22 protein-coding genes are annotated in these 18,142 nt (G+C 29.6%); all 22 read right to left on the minus strand.

Annotated elements, in window-relative coordinates; all coding sequences use genetic code 11:
- Window positions 1-2: 2 nt before the first annotated feature.
- Window positions 3-782: a FliH/SctL family protein gene (locus BUB33_RS01945; protein ID WP_072972445.1), complete on the minus strand. Its 780-nt coding sequence runs from the start codon at window positions 780-782 to the stop codon at window positions 3-5.
- A complete protein-coding gene (gene fliG / locus BUB33_RS01950; protein ID WP_072972448.1) occupies window positions 775-1,779 on the minus strand; it encodes a flagellar motor switch protein FliG in 1,005 nt (334 codons plus the stop codon). The genes BUB33_RS01945 and fliG overlap by 8 nt, the downstream gene beginning before the upstream one ends.
- A gap of 12 nt (window positions 1,780-1,791) precedes the next feature.
- Window positions 1,792-3,315 carry a flagellar basal-body MS-ring/collar protein FliF gene (gene fliF, locus BUB33_RS01955; protein WP_072972451.1) on the minus strand — a complete coding sequence of 508 codons (1,524 nt, stop codon included), beginning with the start codon at window positions 3,313-3,315 and terminating at the stop codon, window positions 1,792-1,794.
- A 25-nt stretch (window positions 3,316-3,340) separates the two neighbouring features.
- Window positions 3,341-3,643, minus strand: coding sequence for a flagellar hook-basal body complex protein FliE (gene fliE / locus BUB33_RS01960; RefSeq protein ID WP_072972455.1), 303 nt, complete (start codon window positions 3,641-3,643; stop codon window positions 3,341-3,343).
- Window positions 3,644-3,648: 5 nt separating this feature from the next.
- Window positions 3,649-4,089: a flagellar basal body rod protein FlgC gene (gene flgC, locus BUB33_RS01965; protein ID WP_072972458.1), complete on the minus strand. Its 441-nt coding sequence runs from the start codon at window positions 4,087-4,089 to the stop codon at window positions 3,649-3,651.
- 2 nt (window positions 4,090-4,091) lie between these two features.
- Window positions 4,092-4,493, minus strand: a complete 402-nt coding sequence (flgB, locus tag BUB33_RS01970) for a flagellar basal body rod protein FlgB (RefSeq protein WP_072972461.1) — start codon at window positions 4,491-4,493, stop codon at window positions 4,092-4,094.
- A gap of 238 nt (window positions 4,494-4,731) precedes the next feature.
- Window positions 4,732-5,511 carry a GTP-sensing pleiotropic transcriptional regulator CodY gene (gene codY / locus BUB33_RS01975; protein ID WP_072972464.1) on the minus strand — a complete coding sequence of 260 codons (780 nt, stop codon included), beginning with the start codon at window positions 5,509-5,511 and terminating at the stop codon, window positions 4,732-4,734.
- Between the two features lie 129 nt (window positions 5,512-5,640).
- Complete coding sequence (gene topA / locus BUB33_RS01980; RefSeq protein WP_072972468.1) at window positions 5,641-7,725, minus strand: type I DNA topoisomerase; 2,085 nt, start codon at window positions 7,723-7,725, stop codon at window positions 5,641-5,643.
- 24 nt (window positions 7,726-7,749) lie between these two features.
- The gene (gene dprA, locus BUB33_RS01985; protein WP_072972471.1) at window positions 7,750-8,844 is read right to left on the minus strand and encodes a DNA-processing protein DprA; all 1,095 of its coding nucleotides are present in this window, start codon (window positions 8,842-8,844) and stop codon (window positions 7,750-7,752) included.
- 2 nt (window positions 8,845-8,846) lie between these two features.
- The gene (locus BUB33_RS01990; RefSeq protein WP_072972475.1) at window positions 8,847-10,376 is read right to left on the minus strand and encodes a YifB family Mg chelatase-like AAA ATPase; all 1,530 of its coding nucleotides are present in this window, start codon (window positions 10,374-10,376) and stop codon (window positions 8,847-8,849) included.
- A gap of 99 nt (window positions 10,377-10,475) precedes the next feature.
- A complete protein-coding gene (locus BUB33_RS01995) occupies window positions 10,476-10,829 on the minus strand; it encodes a YraN family protein (RefSeq protein WP_072972479.1) in 354 nt (117 codons plus the stop codon).
- A complete protein-coding gene (locus tag BUB33_RS02000; RefSeq protein WP_072972483.1) occupies window positions 10,819-11,118 on the minus strand; it encodes an EscU/YscU/HrcU family type III secretion system export apparatus switch protein in 300 nt (99 codons plus the stop codon). Before BUB33_RS02000 ends, BUB33_RS01995 begins: the two co-directional genes overlap by 11 nt.
- Before the next feature lie 2 nt (window positions 11,119-11,120).
- The gene (locus BUB33_RS02005; RefSeq protein WP_072972486.1) at window positions 11,121-12,554 is read right to left on the minus strand and encodes a hypothetical protein; all 1,434 of its coding nucleotides are present in this window, start codon (window positions 12,552-12,554) and stop codon (window positions 11,121-11,123) included.
- 16 nt (window positions 12,555-12,570) lie between these two features.
- Window positions 12,571-13,179 (minus strand): ribonuclease HII, encoded by a 609-nt coding sequence (locus BUB33_RS02010; RefSeq protein ID WP_072972489.1) that lies wholly within the window; start codon window positions 13,177-13,179, stop codon window positions 12,571-12,573.
- 11 nt (window positions 13,180-13,190) lie between these two features.
- Window positions 13,191-14,039, minus strand: a complete 849-nt coding sequence (gene ylqF, locus BUB33_RS02015; RefSeq protein WP_072972492.1) for a ribosome biogenesis GTPase YlqF — start codon at window positions 14,037-14,039, stop codon at window positions 13,191-13,193.
- 45 nt (window positions 14,040-14,084) lie between these two features.
- Window positions 14,085-14,432 (minus strand): 50S ribosomal protein L19, encoded by a 348-nt coding sequence (gene rplS, locus BUB33_RS02020; RefSeq protein WP_072972495.1) that lies wholly within the window; start codon window positions 14,430-14,432, stop codon window positions 14,085-14,087.
- Window positions 14,433-14,541: 109 nt separating this feature from the next.
- Window positions 14,542-15,273: a tRNA (guanosine(37)-N1)-methyltransferase TrmD gene (gene trmD / locus BUB33_RS02025; protein ID WP_072972498.1), complete on the minus strand. Its 732-nt coding sequence runs from the start codon at window positions 15,271-15,273 to the stop codon at window positions 14,542-14,544.
- Window positions 15,270-15,773, minus strand: coding sequence for a ribosome maturation factor RimM (rimM, locus tag BUB33_RS02030; RefSeq protein WP_072972500.1), 504 nt, complete (start codon window positions 15,771-15,773; stop codon window positions 15,270-15,272). Before rimM ends, trmD begins: the two co-directional genes overlap by 4 nt.
- 47 nt (window positions 15,774-15,820) lie before the next feature.
- Window positions 15,821-16,051 carry a KH domain-containing protein gene (locus BUB33_RS02035; protein ID WP_072972503.1) on the minus strand — a complete coding sequence of 77 codons (231 nt, stop codon included), beginning with the start codon at window positions 16,049-16,051 and terminating at the stop codon, window positions 15,821-15,823.
- A 30-nt stretch (window positions 16,052-16,081) separates the two neighbouring features.
- Window positions 16,082-16,339, minus strand: a complete 258-nt coding sequence (rpsP, locus tag BUB33_RS02040) for a 30S ribosomal protein S16 (RefSeq protein WP_072972508.1) — start codon at window positions 16,337-16,339, stop codon at window positions 16,082-16,084.
- 33 nt (window positions 16,340-16,372) lie between these two features.
- Window positions 16,373-17,713, minus strand: a complete 1,341-nt coding sequence (gene ffh, locus BUB33_RS02045) for a signal recognition particle protein (protein ID WP_072972512.1) — start codon at window positions 17,711-17,713, stop codon at window positions 16,373-16,375.
- A complete protein-coding gene (gene ylxM, locus BUB33_RS02050; protein ID WP_084725051.1) occupies window positions 17,713-18,099 on the minus strand; it encodes a YlxM family DNA-binding protein in 387 nt (128 codons plus the stop codon). Before ylxM ends, ffh begins: the two co-directional genes overlap by 1 nt.
- Window positions 18,100-18,142 lie beyond the last annotated feature (43 nt).

The raw sequence follows: 18,142 nt of genomic DNA on the forward strand, positions 1-18,142 counted from the left end.
AATCACTCATTATTCAATATAGTTGTCAATAGTTCCCTAACTTCAGCTAGCTGATTTTTAAGACTTACATCAATATTTCCCTTTGAAGTTTCCAAAATACAATCACCTTTTTCTAAAGAAATATCATATTTAATATCTAACTCGGAAATCATACTAGCTTTTGCCAATATTTCATTTCTAGCCATTTCCAATATGTTGAAATCTTCTTTAGAAGTGATAATAGTTAATTTATCTGTTAAGTCTAAATTATTAATTCCATTTAAAACCAAAGAAATCATCAGCTCACTATCTTCTTCATTTTTTTTGTTTATTAATTTTTCATAAATACTTATGACTAACTCTATAATATCTTCCTCTAACTCTTTTAATAGACTTTCTTTCTTATATATATACCCATTTTTTATCTCAACTGCTTCATTTATTAAAGCATCGGACTTGACTTTTCCTTCATTATAACCTGTTTCATAGCCTTCCCTATATCCTAGTTCATATCCTTCATTATAACCTGTTTTTTTGGCTTCTTCTAATATCTCCTCTGTTCTAGCATAGGCCATATCTATCATGGTTTCTTTTTGTTCTTCAGCATCTTCTATGATTTTTAAAGATTTCTTTTTAGCATCTTCTATGATTTTTTCATATTCATTTTGTCCCTTAATCTTTGCTTCTTCAATAATTGATTCTATAATACTTTCATCCACATATGTTTTTTCATCATCTAAGTCATTTGTTGGCTCTATAATTTCTGTTTCTATTACTCTAAAGGATTTTATAACATTAGACAATTATTTCATCTCCTCCTCTAGGAGTGATTATTTCTCCATCTTCCTCTAGTTTTCTAATAATATTAACTATATTTTGTTGTGCATCCTCTATATCTCTTATACGAACAGGTCCCATAAATTCTATATCTTCTTTTATCATTTCAACTAATCGTTTTGACATATTGGTAAATATAAGATTCTTAACTTCTTCACTAGCACTCTTAAGAGCAATAGCCCATTGAGAATTATCAATTTCTCTAATAATTCTTTGAATACTTCTATTATCTAGTGTAATAATATCTTCAAATACAAACATACGTCTTCTAATCTCTTCACTTAATTCTACATCTCTAACATCTAAATCTTCCATTATATGCTTTTCTGTACCTCTATCAACAGAATTAAGAATATCAACAACTGCTTGAATTCCGCCAGTAGTTGTATAATCTTGAGCTAAAATATTTGAGAATTTGCTCTCTAATATAGCTTCTATTTCTCTTACTACTTCTGGAGACGTCCTATCCATTATTGCTATTCTTCTCATTACGTCTGCTTGCTTATCTTCTGATAAAGATGATAATATCTGACCTGCCTGTGTAGGCCCTAAGTAAGATAGTATCAATGCAATGGTTTGCGGGTGTTCATTTTGTATATAGTTTAAAAGCTGATTGGGATCAGCCTTCCTTACAAACTCAAATGGTCTTACATGTAAAGAAGATGTTAATTTATTAATTATATCAAGAGCTTTATCAGAACCTAATGCTCTTTCTAGGACATCCTTAGCATAATTAATTCCACCTTCTGAAATATATTCCTGAGCTAAGCATATTTGATAAAATTCTTCAATAACCATTTGTTTTTCTTCTGGAGAAACCATCCTCATATTTGCAATTTGTAAAGTTAATTCCTCTATCTCCTCTTCATTTAAATGTTTAAATATCTCAGCAGATTTTTGAGGACCTAATGCTATAAGTAATATTGCTACTTTTTCTTTTCCACTGAATTGCCTTTTAGACATATTAACTCGCTCCTATTCATTTAACCAATTTCTAAGTAGTTGAGCAACTGATTCTGGCTTCTTTTCAATAAATTTATCAATCTGAGCCTTCATTTTTGATTCTTCTGCTTCAAAGTCAAGGTCTGCAACTTCCAATTCTATTGCAGATTTTTCTTCTAAGATTCTTTCTAATTCATCAGCCGCAGATTTCTTATTCTTTGTTCTGATATAAATAATTGTAATTATACCTATTATTATTAATATTAATAAACCCATACCTACATATAACCATTTATTCGGTGTACTTTGAGCTGCATTACTATCTACAACTTGTTTATTAAATCCTACAGCTTTTACTTGAACTTGCTTTGTATCTAAACCAGTTGCTGCAAATATCAAATCTGAAAATTCTTTTTCCCTTTCAGGAGTCATTTCACCATCTACTAAAGCATCTTTATTTATAAGTACTGCTACAGTAACGCTTTCCACTTGACCTGGCATTTTTTTAATTTCTTTATTTATTTCATTTAACTCATTATTTATTATTCGACTTACTTTATCATATCTACTTGACCCATTATCTATTGTAGCATAATCTTCTACATTGGTATCAGTTCCTGGAACTCCACCTACTCCCCCACCTACCATATGTTCCTCTACTTCCTCTAAAGAACGAATTAATCCTTCTTCATTTCCTTCAATAGGAGGAGCAAACTCTACAATAGTTGTATTTTCTATATCCATATTAATCTTAACACTTGACATTACATCAACATTTTCTGGTCCCACTATATTTTCTAAAAACTTTTTTATACTCTCATTTATCTTACTTTCCAGATCATGTTTCACTGCAAATTGATCAATAGAAAAAACATCCTCTTGATTTCCTTCTTCTAAAAGTTTACCTTCTTCGTCAACTAATTTAACATTTTCTGGAGACATATTAATAGAACCTGCTACCAAATGTTTTATTGCTTTTATCTTTTCATCTGATAATGGTCTACCGTCAGATTTTTCTATAAAAACAGAAGCTGTTGTCTTATTATCATCATCATTATTTAGTACAAAATTAGTAGTTTCCTTTTCATCTATATATACTTGAGCACCACGTATACCATCAATTTCAGATATGGTAGATGCCAGTTCACTTTGTAAAGCCATTTTCATCCTTTGCTTTTTATCATAGTCTGTCATAGTCCAACTACTATCATTAAAAGCATCCATATATGTATATCCATCTTTAGGAAGACCATATGTAGCTAATTCAATTTTAATACGATTTTTATTTTCCTGTGGAACTAAAATACTTTTTTGATCTTCTCCAGTTTTCCAAGGCACAGCCATCTCATCTAATTTAGATGTTATTTGTCCCATATCTTTTAAACTTAGATTCCCATATAAAACATCATATTTTGTACGTGTTAATGTAAGAATAAGTGCAATTACAGCAAAAATAACAAATAAACTAATAAGCACCAGTCCGATTTTTTTCTTCTTATCTATTCCCTTCCAATATTCAGTTAGTTGTAATCTTACCTTATGTATTGATTCCTGCACAGTCGCACCTCTTCCCTATGAATTACTAAATTTGAATTCTCATGATTTCTCTATAAGCCTCTACGACTTTATTTCTTATGCTCATAGTAATTTGCAAAGCAACATTTGCCTTTTCAGTAGCTATTGACACATCGTGGAGATTATCAACTTGTCCAAGCACCAACATCTGTTTATACTCATCACTTTCCAATTGCAATTGATTTACTTGATTCAGAGCTTTTGTTAATAAGTCTCCAAAATTATTTTTATCATTACTTTCTACAATTTTAGTAGAATTCTTATCAAAATTTAATACCTTTTCATAACCATTAATTTTATTTATATTCATGATTTTTACCTCCTACCAATTTCTAACGCCTTCATAAGCATTGACTTAGATGCATTCATAGCAGTTATATTAGCATCATATGATCGGTGAGCACTAATTAAATCAACCATCTCTTTTATTGTATCAACATTTGGCATTTTTACATAACCATTTTCATCAGCATCTGGATGACCTGGCTCATATACAAGTCTAAATGGTGAATCATCTTCAACTATTTTACTAATCTTAACACCTTTTTCTTCTGTTTTATTCATATGTTTATTTAAGTATTTTGAAAAAGAATCAGATTTATTCTCTTCAAAAACAACCATTTGTCTTCTATATGGCATTCCTCCTGTACTCCTAGTAGTATTTACATTAGCCATATTCTTAGTAATTATATCAATTCTAGTTTTCTCTGCTGTTAATGCAGTAGCCGATGTATTTATTGAATTAAAAATACTCATTATTACTTACTCCCTTCAGTGATAACATTTTTTATTTTTTCAAATTCTCCAATTACTTGCTTAGTTAAAGCATCATACATAATAGTATTTTTAGCTAAATCTGCTGTTTCAGTATCAATATTTACATTATTACCATCTAATCTATAGGATGTAGATTTGTCTTCCATAACAATAGGACTAAAACTACTTGTCCTATGATTAATATGATTTACATGAGTCTTGGTTAAACTAATCCTATTGTTCTCAATTGATTGTTTTAATTGATCTTCAAATGTGACAAACTTTCTCTTATAATTAGGAGTGTTATCATTTGCAATATTATTGTTTATTGCCTTATGTCTTTCCCAAGTTCCATCTAAAGCCTTTTTATAAAAATCAATATTATCATAAATACGATTTATCATTAAATCACTCCTCGTTTCTCTTTATATTAATATAGTATTTGAAAATATATTTATTAATACATTTTACTACATAAACCATTAAAATATCTAATAACCTGATAAAACTCTTCTACTTTATATTACATATTTTAACATCCTAATGCAAGTATAAATTCCCATCTATTACTTAATTCGCCCTAAAGTCCTATAAAAAAAAGAATAGTATAATACTATTCTTTTAATTCTTTTAATTTTAAGACTATTCTTTTGGTTTTAGAAGTTCTTCTGTTAACTTATCATTTAAAATTCTAATATGGGTTCCTTTCATTCCCAAAGATCTAGATTCTATAACACCTGCACTCTCAAATTTTCTAAGTGCATTTACTATAACGGATCTTGTTATACCGACCCTATCTGCAATTTTACTTGCAACAAGCAAACCTTCATTGCCATCTAATTCACTGAAAATATGCTCCATTGCTTCTAATTCAGAATAAGAAAGAGTGCCTATAGCCATTTGAACAATAGATTTTTTTCTTGCCTCTTCTTCTATTTCCTCAGACTTAGCTCTAAGTATCTCCATGCCAACTATAGTTGCACTATATTCTGCTAGTACAAGGTCTTCCTCTGTAAATTCCTTCCCAAAACGAGCCAACACCAAGGTTCCTAATCTTCTTCCACCACTATTTATCGGTATAATAGTTGCAATCTTGTCTGGGTAAGGGCATTCTGAAACTTGATCAAAAACACAGTCTGTAATTTCTCTTAAATTTTCATTTGTTTCACTATATCTTAATAATTCCTCGTTATATTTTTTTGGAAATCTCTTTTCCTTAACTATTTCGGCTTGAATTATATCACAATCAAATCCAGTAGATAATTCATATCCTAATACTTTCCCACTGGTGCTGGCTATATAAACATTTGCTTCCAGCATATCACTTAATATTTCACTTAAATCCGAAAAAGAAACGGGCTTTGACCCATATCCTTGTAATGTTTTATTTAATTTTCTAGTTCTTTGCAATAAACTTTCCATAACTATTTCCTCCTTATTTGAATAAATTCAATTTATTATCTATAAGATTTTAAATCGATTATTTTTACATTTAACTACATATACAATTTTACTACAAAAAAATAATATTGTACAGAAAATTTTAATTATTTATACTTTTTTGACATTCGTATACCCACATTCTTTATCCATACATTTAACTATGATTTCTTTCTTATTTCTCTTTTCTACCATTATGCCTCCACATTGAGGACATTTCTCCTCTACTGGTTCATCCCATGAAACAAAATTGCATTCAGGATAATTGCTACATCCATAAAAAACTCTACCTTTTTTCGATTTCCTTTTTACAATATTCCCATTACATTGAGGACATTTAACATTTAATTCATCTACAATAGCCTTAGTATTTTTACACTCTGGGTATCCTGGACAAGCTAAAAATTTTCCAAATCTTCCATGTTTAATTACCATGTTTCTTCCACATTTTTCACAAATTTCATCTGAAACTTCATCTTTTATTTCAATTTCTTTAATCTCTTCTTCAGCTTTTTTTAGAAATAGCTCAAAATCCTTATAGAAATTCTCAACAACCTTAACCCAATGTAACTCTCCCTCTGCAATCTCATCTAAACTTTCTTCCAATTCAGCAGTAAATTCTTCATTTACAATATCCTTAAAATATTCTATCAATAAGTCATTAACTAAAACTCCTAATTCAGTAGGCATAAATGACTTTTTATCAAGGACAACATATTCCCTTGCTAGTATAGTTGAAATCGTAGGTGAAAATGTACTTGGTCTTCCAATTCCCAATTCCTCTAAGGTTTTTATTAAAGATGCCTCTGTATACCTAGGAGGAGGTTGAGTAAAATGCTGATTTGGAATAATATCATTTAGAATTAATTTATCATCTATATTTAATAAGGGAATCCCTATATCTTTTTCTTCTTCATCAATAGTAGTATAAACTTTTAAGAAACCATCAAAAATTAATTTTGAGCCACTAGATTTAAATAAAATATTATTACTTTCTATTGTTACAGAGATAGTGTTATAAATAGCAGGAGTCATTTGAGAACCTACAAATCTTTCCCAAATCATCTTATATAACTTAAATTGATCTTGGGTTAAAGAATCCTTAATCAAATTTGGGATTTTGGTAATACTAGTAGGTCTAATACCTTCATGAGCATCTTGGGAATCCTTTTTAGATTTATTATTATAATCTCTTCCTCCGTCTGTATATTTTTCTCCATAATTATCTTTAATAAATAAATTAGCCATTTCAATAGCTTCTTTGGAAATTCTTGTAGAGTCAGTTCTCATATAGGTAATTAAACCTACTGAGCCTTCTCCCTTAATATCAATACCTTCATACAATTGTTGAGCTATAATCATTGTTTTTTTAGTTGTAAAACCCAATTTTTTTGAAGCATCTTGTTGTAGTGTACTTGTAGTATATGGGGGATAAGGGTTTCTCTTTTTTGTTCCTTTTTTAACATTCTTTACAACAAAATTATCCTTATTAATTTTACCCAATATATTGTCCACATCTAATTTATTTTTTAATTCAACCTTTTTTTCTTTTCCATTTATATTTTCCCCATAGAAACTAGCTTCAAATTTTTCTTTATCTTTCTCTAAATTTACCTTTATACTCCAATATTCTGCTGGTATGAATTTTTGAATTTCATTTTCTCTATCACAAATTAATTTAACAACAACAGATTGTACCCTACCAGCACTTAAACCTTTTCTTATTTTTCTCCATAATAATGGACTGATTTTATAGCCAACAAGTCTATCTAATATTCTCCTAGCTTGCTGTGCATCAACTAAATTTAAGTCTATAGCCCTAGGCTTTTTAATAGCACTGGTTATGGATTCTTTAGTTATTTCATTAAACTCAACTCTTACTTTTTGATTTTCTTCTATTCCTAAAATGTGAGCTAGATGCCAAGAAATTGCCTCCCCTTCTCTATCGGGGTCAGTAGCAAGAAATATTTTATTTGACTTTTTTGCTTCATCTTTCAAATCCTTAATAACTGGTCCTTTACCCCTTATTGTAATATATTTAGGTTCAAATTGTTTCTCAATATCAATTCCTAAACTACTCTTTGGCAAATCTCTTATATGTCCTATAGAAGCTACAACTTTATAATTTCTTCCTAAAAATCTTTCAATAGTTTTTGCTTTAGCTGGGGACTCAACTATTACCAAATTTTTTTGCAATATTTACACCTCCACTAAATAAATCTAACAAATGGTAAATATTCTACCAGATAATTCTTTAATAGAACCTTTTAACTCCAATATGGTTAATACACTATTTAAAGTAATTATATCTATATTAGTCTTATATGCAATAACATCTGAATGCAAAGGTTCTTGTTCTAAAAGTTTAATTATTTTAATTTCTGTTTCACTATAATTTGAATAGTCCATACTTTTTCTTTTATTTAACATTATTCCTTCCTTTAGTTCATAAACTTCTTCAATTATATCATCAATTTCTAAAAGCGGCTTTGCTCCATCTTTTATTAGTTTATTTGTTCCAGCACTAAATATACTATTGATATTACCAGGTAAAGCAAAAATATCTTTACCTTGCTCTAAAGCATAATGAGCAGTAATTAATGAACCCGACTTTTCTTGGGCTTCAATTACTATAACTCCTTTAGATAATCCTGATATTATCCTATTTCTCTGTGGAAAGTTAAAAGCTAAGGGAGGGGTACCCAAAGGAAATTCTGAAATTATAGCACCATTTTCTTCTACTTCCTTATATAGTTGTAGATTTTTCTTTGGATAAATAGTATCAATTCCATTACCCAAAACTCCTATAGTTCTCCCACCATTTTCTAAAGCAGTTTTATGTGCAATTGTATCTATACCAGAGGCTAATCCACTAATAATTGTTACTCCTAAATCTACTAGGTCCTTGGCGAATTTTTCACAAGCCCATTTTCCATATGTGGTTGCCTTTCTGGAGCCAACTATAGCTATTGCAATACTATCTTCCTCTTGTAAACTTCCCTTCATATAAAGTACTTTTGGACTATTTTCAATATATTTCAATCCATTAGGATAATTTTCATCATATACGGTTATAACACAAGAATTCTCTTTTTTTATCTTAGTAAATAATTTATTTATATATTCTTCATTTCGATTTAATATAAGTTTTTCTTTTACTGAACCATTTAAAGTTTTTATGGATTTAATTTGGCTACTATGGCATTGCCATAATTTTTTTAAATCATGAAAATACTCATTGATTTTTTCTATATTACTATTTCCTATTCCCAGACTACTTAACCAAATTAGAATATCTCTTTCAGTAATATCCAATTTTATCTCCCCCAATACTTACTATCTAAAGTCCTGTATCTAATGGATTCTAAAATATGTTTATCCTGAATAATTTCTTCTCCATCTAAATCTGCAATGGTTCTTGATACTTTTAGTAGTTTATTATAAGTTCTACCACTAAATTTATATTTCTCAAAAGCCTGGTTCATAATTTTTTCAGAACCAGCTGTAAGTTTACAATATTTTTTTATATCTCTATTTGATATTTGTGAATTAGTAAATATTTTTTGACTTTTATAACGATTAAGTTGAATATTCCTTGCATTTTTTACCCTTTCCCTAATAACGGAAGATTTTTCCTCATCATTATTCCCTTTCAAATCATTATATTCTACAGGTAACACTTCAATATGAATATCTATTCTATCCAATAAGGGATTACTTATTTTGCCTAAATATCTATCAATATTCCCCTGTGTACAAGTACACTCATGTAATGGATCACCATAAAATCCACATGGACAAGGGTTCATACTAGCTATTAACATAAACTTTGCTGGATAAGATAAACTTGCATTCGCCCTAGCAATAGTAACGATTCCATCTTCCAATGGTTGTCTCAATACTTCCAACACATTTTTAGAGAATTCAGGAAGCTCATCTAGAAATAGAACACCATTATTAGCTAAAGAAATTTCTCCTGGTTTTGGAACACTGCCTCCACCAATTAAAGATGTAGCTGATGCTGTATGATGCGGTGACCTAAATGGGCGTTCCTTTATCAGAGAATTAGTTTTTAGCAATCCTGAAATACTATAAATTTTAGTAACTTCTATAGCCTCCTCAAAGGATAGTTTTGGTAGTATAGTAGGTAATCTCATTGCAGCCATGGTTTTTCCAGCCCCAGGAGGCCCTATAATAAGGATGTTATGAGAACCTGCTGCTGCTACCTCTAAGGCTCTTTTAAGGCTAGCTTGCCCTTTTATATCTGCAAAATCTAAATCATATTCATACTCATTATCAGCTGTATTTATATCCCCTATATATGGATCTATATCTAATTGACCATTTAAAAAATCAACTACATCTTTTAAGCTTCTTACAGGTATTATTTCCATATCTTCTATAACAGAACACTCATCTTTATTGTCATATGGAACTATACATCTTGAAACATTTAGTTCTCTCATGGAAATGACCATTGGCAATGCTCCTTGAATAGGATTTATCTTGCCTTCTAAGGAAAGTTCTCCAATAAAAATTGTATCCTTAATGTTTTTTTCTAATAAAATACCAGATGACTTTAAAATACCTATGGCAATTGCCAAGTCCATCTGAGAACCTTCTTTTTTTAAGTTAGCTGGTGCTAAATTTACAGTAATTCTACTAAGAGGAAATTCATATCCACTGTTTTTAATTGCTGCTCTTACTCTCTCTTTTGATTCTTTTATAGAAGTCCCAGCAAGTCCAACTATATTAAATACCGGCAATCCCCTAGATAAATCAGTTTCAACTTCAATAATATTTCCATTTAACCCCTCTAATACACAAGTATTAATTCTTGAGTACATAATAGACCTCTTTTCTATATATGATTTACCTTCACCCTTTATTAATCCTTTACCCTATTACCTGGGTAATAGTGAAGATTCCCAATTTTCCAATCATTATCAACAAAAAGAATTTTCTATATGGTTTATTTTAATATCTGGTGTCAAATACACTTCTATTATGTCGTATCTTATTTGATAATCTATTAAATTCTTTTGCATTATATATAATTTTGAACAGGAGATAATTTTCTGTTGTTTCTTTCTATTAACTGCCTCATAGGCATATCCAAAATTCATACTTGTCCTTGTTTTAACTTCATTGAAAACCAATATATTCTTATCTATGGCAATTATATCTATTTCTCCAATCTTATTTCTATAATTTAGGTCTAAAATCCTATACCCTTTTGAAATAAGATATTCTTTGGCAAGTATCTCACCTTTCCTACCTTTTTGTATATTAGTCGCCATAACTTTTTCCTCTTTCTTTATCCAAATTATAGATATAAAAAATTATTTCTGCAACTGCACTATATAGTTCCTCAGGTATTTGTTCATTAATCTCTAATCCCATAAGATTTTCTACCAACTCTTCATCCTTATATACAACAATATCTTCTTCTAATCCTTTTTCCACTATTTTATCTGCAATAACTCCTTTTCCCTTTGCTACAACCTTGGGAGCTATCTCTTTAGTATCATAAGATAAAGCCACAGCTTTATTTATATTCTTTTTAAATAATCCTTTTTCTTTTTCCATTATTACACCTTCAAATCTAAAATATAAATTGGATTTGGATTAGAAACTATGGTATCTATTATCCGAATACTATTATCTAATATAAAATCAATTCTGTCTAGACTATAACCTATTAATGAAATTTTTTCAATCAATTGTTTTTCTGTTGATTTAAATAATTCTAAATCTTCATTTCTTATATTCATTTTTATTTGTAAAACATTAGATGAAAGTTGACAGGAAACTTTTATGTTTCCAAGATTATATGTTTCCACATTTATATAAATATTAGTTTTTCCATTATAATTTTTCTTTTTTCTATCTTCTTTTATTAAAGTTAATACTCCATCAAGTTCTTTTTCCATATGTTTAATTGGAAAAAAAACAAATGATAAGTTTTTATTCATATCTTTTAAAAAATCTATTTTATTGGTGAAATTTTTAACATCTTCTGCCAACTTTAAATCCTTTGTATTTTCAAAGTTAGAAATATTCTTTTGTAATTCAAGGATTTTAGTATCTTTATCAGATATTATATATTTTGTTTCATTATTTTCTAATTGAATTCCATTTATGCTCTTTGGACTATCTTTATTTATCCTTTTATCTATTAATTTTAAATCCTTTACAAATTCAATAGGATTTTCATTAAGCTCACGTAAATTTTTTATATTATTAAGTGAAGGTTTAATATTATGCTTTAAAAAAAAACTAATTATCTTAATATCTTCTTCAAAATCAACATTGTCTCCATTTACTACAAATTCTTCAATTAAAGAAGCTATATTTTCATGCTCTTTATCATCAGCTTTGCTAATAACTAGTAAAGACTTTATGTCCACTTTATCTGGAGAGGTATTATCCTCAACTATATTTTCTTCAGTTATTAATTCTCTATTGGGGTTTGAATCTATTTTAATAGGTGTTTTTTCCTGAATATTCTCTATTTTCTCTAATATTAAATCTTTCTTCATAGGAGATGAATTATTTATTAAAACAACTTTATCTTCATTTGTCAAATTAGATAGTTGGAATAATTTTTCTAAAGTCTTTATTCCATCTGTAATATTTTCCTCAGTTATGGGTGCATTATATCTCATTAAATTTTCTACAAGTTTCATTGATATCTTATTCTCTTTTATATTCATATTTTTAAGCAAATTGGAAATAGGGTTATTTTCCTTAGGAATGGATAATTGAAGTTTTTCTTTAATTATTGGCTTTAAAACAATCTCATTATCATCAACAGATTTCACTAGAAAGGAGATCTCATCGTCAATATTCATTTTCATATCGGTTTCTAACTTGGCCTGTATGGTTCTTTTTCCATCAATTTCAATAAAGATTAAATCATCAATTAATTCTAAAACTTTCCCTTTAAAAGTATATCCTTCTGAAAGTATATCTTCCTTATTATTTAATATAAAATTATTTAATAAAAGATTTTCAATTCTCAATGAGCTCACCCTTTATTTATTTTAATATTTTTTTTAAAAATGACCTTCTATGTATAGATGATGGGCCTAATGTTTTTATATTTTCTATATGTTCTTTTGTTCCATATCCTTTATGCTTTTTTAAATTATATCCCTCAAATTCTCTATCCCATTCTAAGCATAATCTATCTCTAAATACCTTAGCAATAATAGATGCACATCCTATACCGTAAGATCTATCGTCCCCCTTTATAATAGATTCTTGTGGTATTTCTAAATCTATGTTCTCTGCATCAACTAATAAAAAATCAGGATAAACTTTGTTCCCATCTCCGTCTTGTAGATTTTCTACTGCTATTTTCATAGCTAACCTAGTAGCTTCTTTAATATTAATTTTATCTATAATACTAGAACTCACTCTACCTATGCCATATGCTATGCAATGAGATAATATTTGATCATACAATATTTCTCGTTTTTTCTCTGATAGCTTTTTTGAATCTCTTACCCCTTCAACTAATGAAGTTTTAGGCATTATTATTGCACAAGCAACTACATCTCCTGCTAGACATCCTCTGCCAACTTCATCTATACAGGCAATATTATTAAACCCTGATTTCCAAATACTATTTTCAATTTCTAACACAATAACATCTCCTATTCATTGGGAAATTCAAGGGTTATTTTCCCGATTACTCCTTTTCTAAATTCATCTAAAATAATATTACTAACTTTAGTATAATCTATTTCTCCACCTTTAAGTATGCATCCTCTTCTCTTAGCAATTTCCTCCATTATATTTAAATATGATTTACCCTCTATTTCTATATTATAACGATTATTTAAAAAATTTGGAAAATAATTTGCAAGTTTCTCTATTAATTTAAGAGCTAGAGTTTCTATATCTAATATTTCATCTTTTATAGCTCCTGTAAAAGCGAGATTCAATCCAACTTCTGGGTCTTCAAACTTTGGCCATAAAATACCAGGTGTATCTAATAATTCTAAATTTCCTTTTGTTTTAATCCATTGATTAGATTTTGTAACACCTGGTTTATTTCCAGTTTTAGCACCCTTTCTTCCAGAAAGAGAATTAATCAAGGTAGATTTACCTACATTAGGTATTCCTAAAATCATAGCTCTAATAGGTCTGTTTATTACGCCACGCTTTTCGTAGGCTTTTCTTTTTTCATCTGTAAGAGCATAAGAAATATCTAATAATTTATCTATACCCTTTCCAGTTAATGCTTCTAAAGAAATGGAAGAAATGTTTTTTTTCAAAAAATACTCCTGCCATATTTTGTTCCCATTACTACTTGCTAAATCTGATTTATTTAGGATAATTACCCTCGGTTTATCTCCTACTATTAAATCTATAACAGGATTTTGACTGCTAATAGGTATTCTAGCATCAATTAGCTCAAAAACAATATCGACCATCTTTAATGATTTCTGTATAGATTCTTTTGTCTTCTTCATATGCCCTGGATACCAGTTGATATTCATACTTTCACCACCTAAACAAAATTGGGACTATAAAGTCCCAATAAATTAGTAAAATCTCTTCTCTTTAACTTTAGCAGCTTTACCTTGTCTATCTCTTAGATAATAAAGTTTAGCTCTTCTTACTTTACCCTTTCTAGTAACAACTAATTTCTCAATTCTTGGAGAATGAATAGGGAAAGTTCTTTCTACACCTACACCATAAGATAATCTTCTTACTGTAAATGTTTCTCTAGCTCCGCCACCTTGAATTTTAATTACTGTACCTTCATATACTTGTATTCTTTCACGAGTTCCTTCAACAACTTTGTAATGAACTTGAACAGTATCTCCTACATTAAACTTTGGCAAATCATTTCTTAATTGTTCATCTTCTAACATTTTAATTATATCCATTTGTATAGACCTCCCTTCTCCTTAGATGTTCTTACCTTAGTGGCAGAGGACCATCCCTAATTCCATACGCTAGGTATTATAGCATATGTATAATTCAATTACAACTAGTTTATAATTGTAAATTATCTTTTATTTTTGACAGAATAATCAATTCTTCTTCTGATAGAGTTTTCTGTTTAAGTAAATCAGGTCTTTTTAGCAAAGTAGCTTTTAAAGACTCTTCTTTTCTCCAAGTTTCTATTTTACCATGGTTACCAGATAATAATATATCAGGTACTGAATAGCCATTAAATTCCCTTGGTCTCGTATATTGAGGATATTCCAATAATCCATTATAATGGGATTCATCTGTAAAAGACTCATCAGAACGAAGTACACCTGGTAATAGTCTTACAATAGCATCAATAATTATCATTGCGGGTATTTCTCCACCTGTTAGTACAAAATCACCAATGGATATTTCTTCGTCTATATAATGTTCGATGATTCTATTATCTATCCCTTCATAATGCCCACATAATAAAATTAGATGTTCTTCCTTAGATAATTCATTTGCCAACTCTTGATTAAACTTCTTTCCTTGAGGTGATAAATAAATTACTCTAGAATTTTTATCTCTCACACTTTTGATAGCACGGAAGATTGGTTCTGGTTTCATAACCATGCCCCTTCCTCCTCCAAAAGGATAGTCATCTACCTTCTTATGCTTATTCTGGGAAAATTCTCTAATATTTATACTATTTATTGACACTTTATTTTCTTCACAAGCTCTTCCTATTATGCTCCAGCTAAGTAATGGTGAAAAAAACTCTGGAAATAATGACAGAATATCTATTTTCATTCTATCATCCCTTCAATAGGGTCAATAACTATTCTCTTCTCAGAAATATTAACATCTATAACAAATTGTTTTACAGCTGGAATAAGATACTCCTTACCTTTCCCCATGTCTTTAACTACATAGATATCATTGCTAGGTCCTTGTAAAACATCTGATATGATACCAATTAACTTATATTTAGTATCAAAAACTTGAGAGCCTAGTAAATCATAAATAAAAAAATGGTTTTCAGGTAAAACAACCTTCCCCTCTTCATCAACATAAATAAAGGTATCCTTGAAATGAATTATTTGATTTATATCATTAAACTCTTTAAACTTTAATATAGCTAAACTCTTATGATATTTAACTTTTTCTAATTCTACTTTGATTTTATTATCACCGATATATGCGGTTTTTAAATAATCAAATCGTTCAAGGTTATCAGTCATTGGATAAACCTTTACTTCTCCCTTAATTCCATGGGTACTAATTATCTTTCCAATTATTGTATAGTCCATTTTTCCACCTATCTTTATTATTTAAAGGGATTAGGTCCTCTAATCCCTTACTGAATAATTTCAACAACAACTCTTTTATTATCCTTAATAGCTGCTGCTTTAACTACAGTTCTTATGGCCTTTGCAATTCTACCTTGCTTTCCTATTACTTTACCCATATCATCAGGGTGAACCTTAAGTTCAATAATAATAGACTGACTTCCCTCTATCTCATTTACTACTACATCATCTGGATTCTCTACAAGAGATTTTGCAATAAATTCTACTAACTCTCCCATTTCTAGCACCTCCTAGATACTCCCTAAGAATTATTCTGTTTCCTTCTCATATAGACCATTTTGTTTAAATAATCTATCTACAGTATCAGTTGGTTTTGCTCCATTCTTCATCCAGTTAATTGCTTTTTCATTATCTATTTTAACTGTTTTTGGTTCAGTTAATGGATTATAATAGCCAATTTCCTCGATAAATCTTCCATCTCTTGAATTACGAGAATCAGCAACAACTATTCTATAGAAAGGACTTTTTTTAGCTCCCATTCTTCTTAATCTAATTTTAACAGCCACTATTTTCACCTCCTTACAAATATAACTATCTATTTAGAAAAAGGGGAATCCAAATTTCCCTTTTTTCTTCATTGTCTTTTCCATATCTGTAAATTTTTTCATCATTTTTTTAGTTTCTTTAAACTGTTTTAATATCTTATTTACATCTTGGACTGTAGTCCCACTGCCTTGAGCAATTCTTTTTCTTCTACTACTATCTATTATATCAGGATTATCTTTTTCTTTTTTAGTCATAGATTGTATTATAGCTTTAATTTTATTAATATCTTTTTCACTTACATCTAAACCTTTTAAAGCCTTAGAATTCATCCCAGGTATCATTCCCAGTAATTCATCAATTGGACCTAAATTCTTCATTTGATCTAATTGATCTAAAAAGTCATCAAAAGTAAACTGAGCTGTTCTAATCTTTTTTTCTAATTCCAATGCCTTTTCTGCATCTATACTAGATTGAGCTTTCTCAATTAAACTTAAGACATCTCCCATACCTAAAATTCTTGAAGCCATTCTATCTGGATGAAAGGGCTCTAATTGATCTAATTTTTCGCCCATTCCCACAAATTTTATAGGTTTATCTGTTACAGCCCTTATGGATAAGGCTGCACCACCTCTAGCATCTCCATCTAACTTTGTCAATACAACTCCAGATATTCCCAATCTCTCATCAAATGATGATGCCACATTAACTGCATCTTGTCCTGTCATAGCATCTAATACCAGTAACACTTCATTGGGGTTAACTGCCTCATGTATGTCTTCAATTTCTTGCATCAAATCTTCATCTATATGCAATCTTCCAGCTGTATCTACGATTATTACATCATTTCCATGTTTTTTTCCATGTTCCACTGCCGCCTTAGCAATATCTACTGGATTATGTTTATTTCCCATGGAAAATACGGGAACATCAGCTTTTGCCCCTACTACTTCTAGCTGTTTAATAGCTGCAGGTCTATATATATCACAAGCAACTAATAGAGGTCTTTTATTTTGCTTTTTAAGATTAAAAGCTAGTTTACCAGTAGTAGTAGTCTTACCAGCACCTTGTAATCCACACATAAGTATTATAGTGGGTGGGGATGAAGCAAAATTTATCTTAGTCTCTCTATCTCCCATTAATTTAGTCAATTCTTCATTAACTATCTTAATTACCTGTTGTCCTGGAGTTAAACTTTGCATAACTTCATTGCCAACAGCTCTCTCTTTAACATTCTTTATAAAATCTTTGACAACTTTAAAGTTTACATCTGCCTCTAAAAGTGCAAGCCTTACCTCTCTCATGGCTAAATCTACATCTTTTTCTGAAAGCTTTCCCTTGCCTTTTAACTTTCCCAAAGCATTTTGAAGTTTTTCAGATAAACTCTCAAACACCATCAGTCTATTACCTCCTCCCAACTATCTTTTAATATCTCTAAACTTATATTCTCAATTAATTCTGCTTTTTCTATAACTTCATCATATCCATTCTCTATACTCAACTTCTTTATATCTTTTGAACACTTCAATATATTCTTGATAATCTTATGGTTTTCATTAAATTTTGCTACCAATCCAAGGGTGTCTTCATACCTATAGAGATTTTCTTCTGCCCTCTTTAGGGTATCATAAACGCCCTGTCTAGTGATGTTTAATTCTTCACCTATTTCACCTAAAGATAGGTCTTGAAGATAAAACAATTCAATAATATTATACTGTCTCTTACTAAGTAACTTTCCATAGAAATCAAATAGAATACCTATTTGAACTAATTTCTCAACCATTATATCACCAACCCAATAATACTGTCAAGCTTTTTCCTTGATA

The sequence above is a fragment of the Tissierella praeacuta DSM 18095 genome, assembly GCF_900128955.1.
Taxonomy (GTDB): domain Bacteria; phylum Bacillota; class Clostridia; order Tissierellales; family Tissierellaceae; genus Tissierella; species Tissierella praeacuta.

Bases quoted from the DNA above. Each gene is read 5' to 3' on its own strand.
- BUB33_RS01990 (WP_072972475.1), bottom strand. From the start codon at position 10,376: ATGTACTCAAGAATTAATACTTGTGTATTAGAGGGGTTAAATGGAAAT.
- ylqF (WP_072972492.1), bottom strand. From the start codon at position 14,039: ATGAATATCAACTGGTATCCAGGGCATATGAAGAAGACAAAAGAATCT.
- flgC (WP_072972458.1), bottom strand. From the start codon at position 4,089: ATGAGTATTTTTAATTCAATAAATACATCGGCTACTGCATTAACAGCA.
- fliE (WP_072972455.1), bottom strand. From the start codon at position 3,643: ATGAATATAAATAAAATTAATGGTTATGAAAAGGTATTAAATTTTGAT.
- fliG (WP_072972448.1), bottom strand. From the start codon at position 1,779: ATGTCTAAAAGGCAATTCAGTGGAAAAGAAAAAGTAGCAATATTACTT.
- rimM (WP_072972500.1), bottom strand. From the start codon at position 15,773: ATGGACTATACAATAATTGGAAAGATAATTAGTACCCATGGAATTAAG.
- rplS (WP_072972495.1), bottom strand. From the start codon at position 14,432: ATGGATATAATTAAAATGTTAGAAGATGAACAATTAAGAAATGATTTG.
- BUB33_RS02035 (WP_072972503.1), bottom strand. From the start codon at position 16,051: ATGGGAGAGTTAGTAGAATTTATTGCAAAATCTCTTGTAGAGAATCCA.
- codY (WP_072972464.1), bottom strand. From the start codon at position 5,511: ATGGAAAGTTTATTGCAAAGAACTAGAAAATTAAATAAAACATTACAA.
- trmD (WP_072972498.1), bottom strand. From the start codon at position 15,273: ATGAAAATAGATATTCTGTCATTATTTCCAGAGTTTTTTTCACCATTA.
- flgB (WP_072972461.1), bottom strand. From the start codon at position 4,493: ATGATAAATCGTATTTATGATAATATTGATTTTTATAAAAAGGCTTTA.
- ffh (WP_072972512.1), bottom strand. From the start codon at position 17,713: ATGGTGTTTGAGAGTTTATCTGAAAAACTTCAAAATGCTTTGGGAAAG.
- BUB33_RS01995 (WP_072972479.1), bottom strand. From the start codon at position 10,829: ATGGCGACTAATATACAAAAAGGTAGGAAAGGTGAGATACTTGCCAAA.
- BUB33_RS02000 (WP_072972483.1), bottom strand. From the start codon at position 11,118: ATGGAAAAAGAAAAAGGATTATTTAAAAAGAATATAAATAAAGCTGTG.
- ylxM (WP_084725051.1), bottom strand. From the start codon at position 18,099: ATGGTTGAGAAATTAGTTCAAATAGGTATTCTATTTGATTTCTATGGA.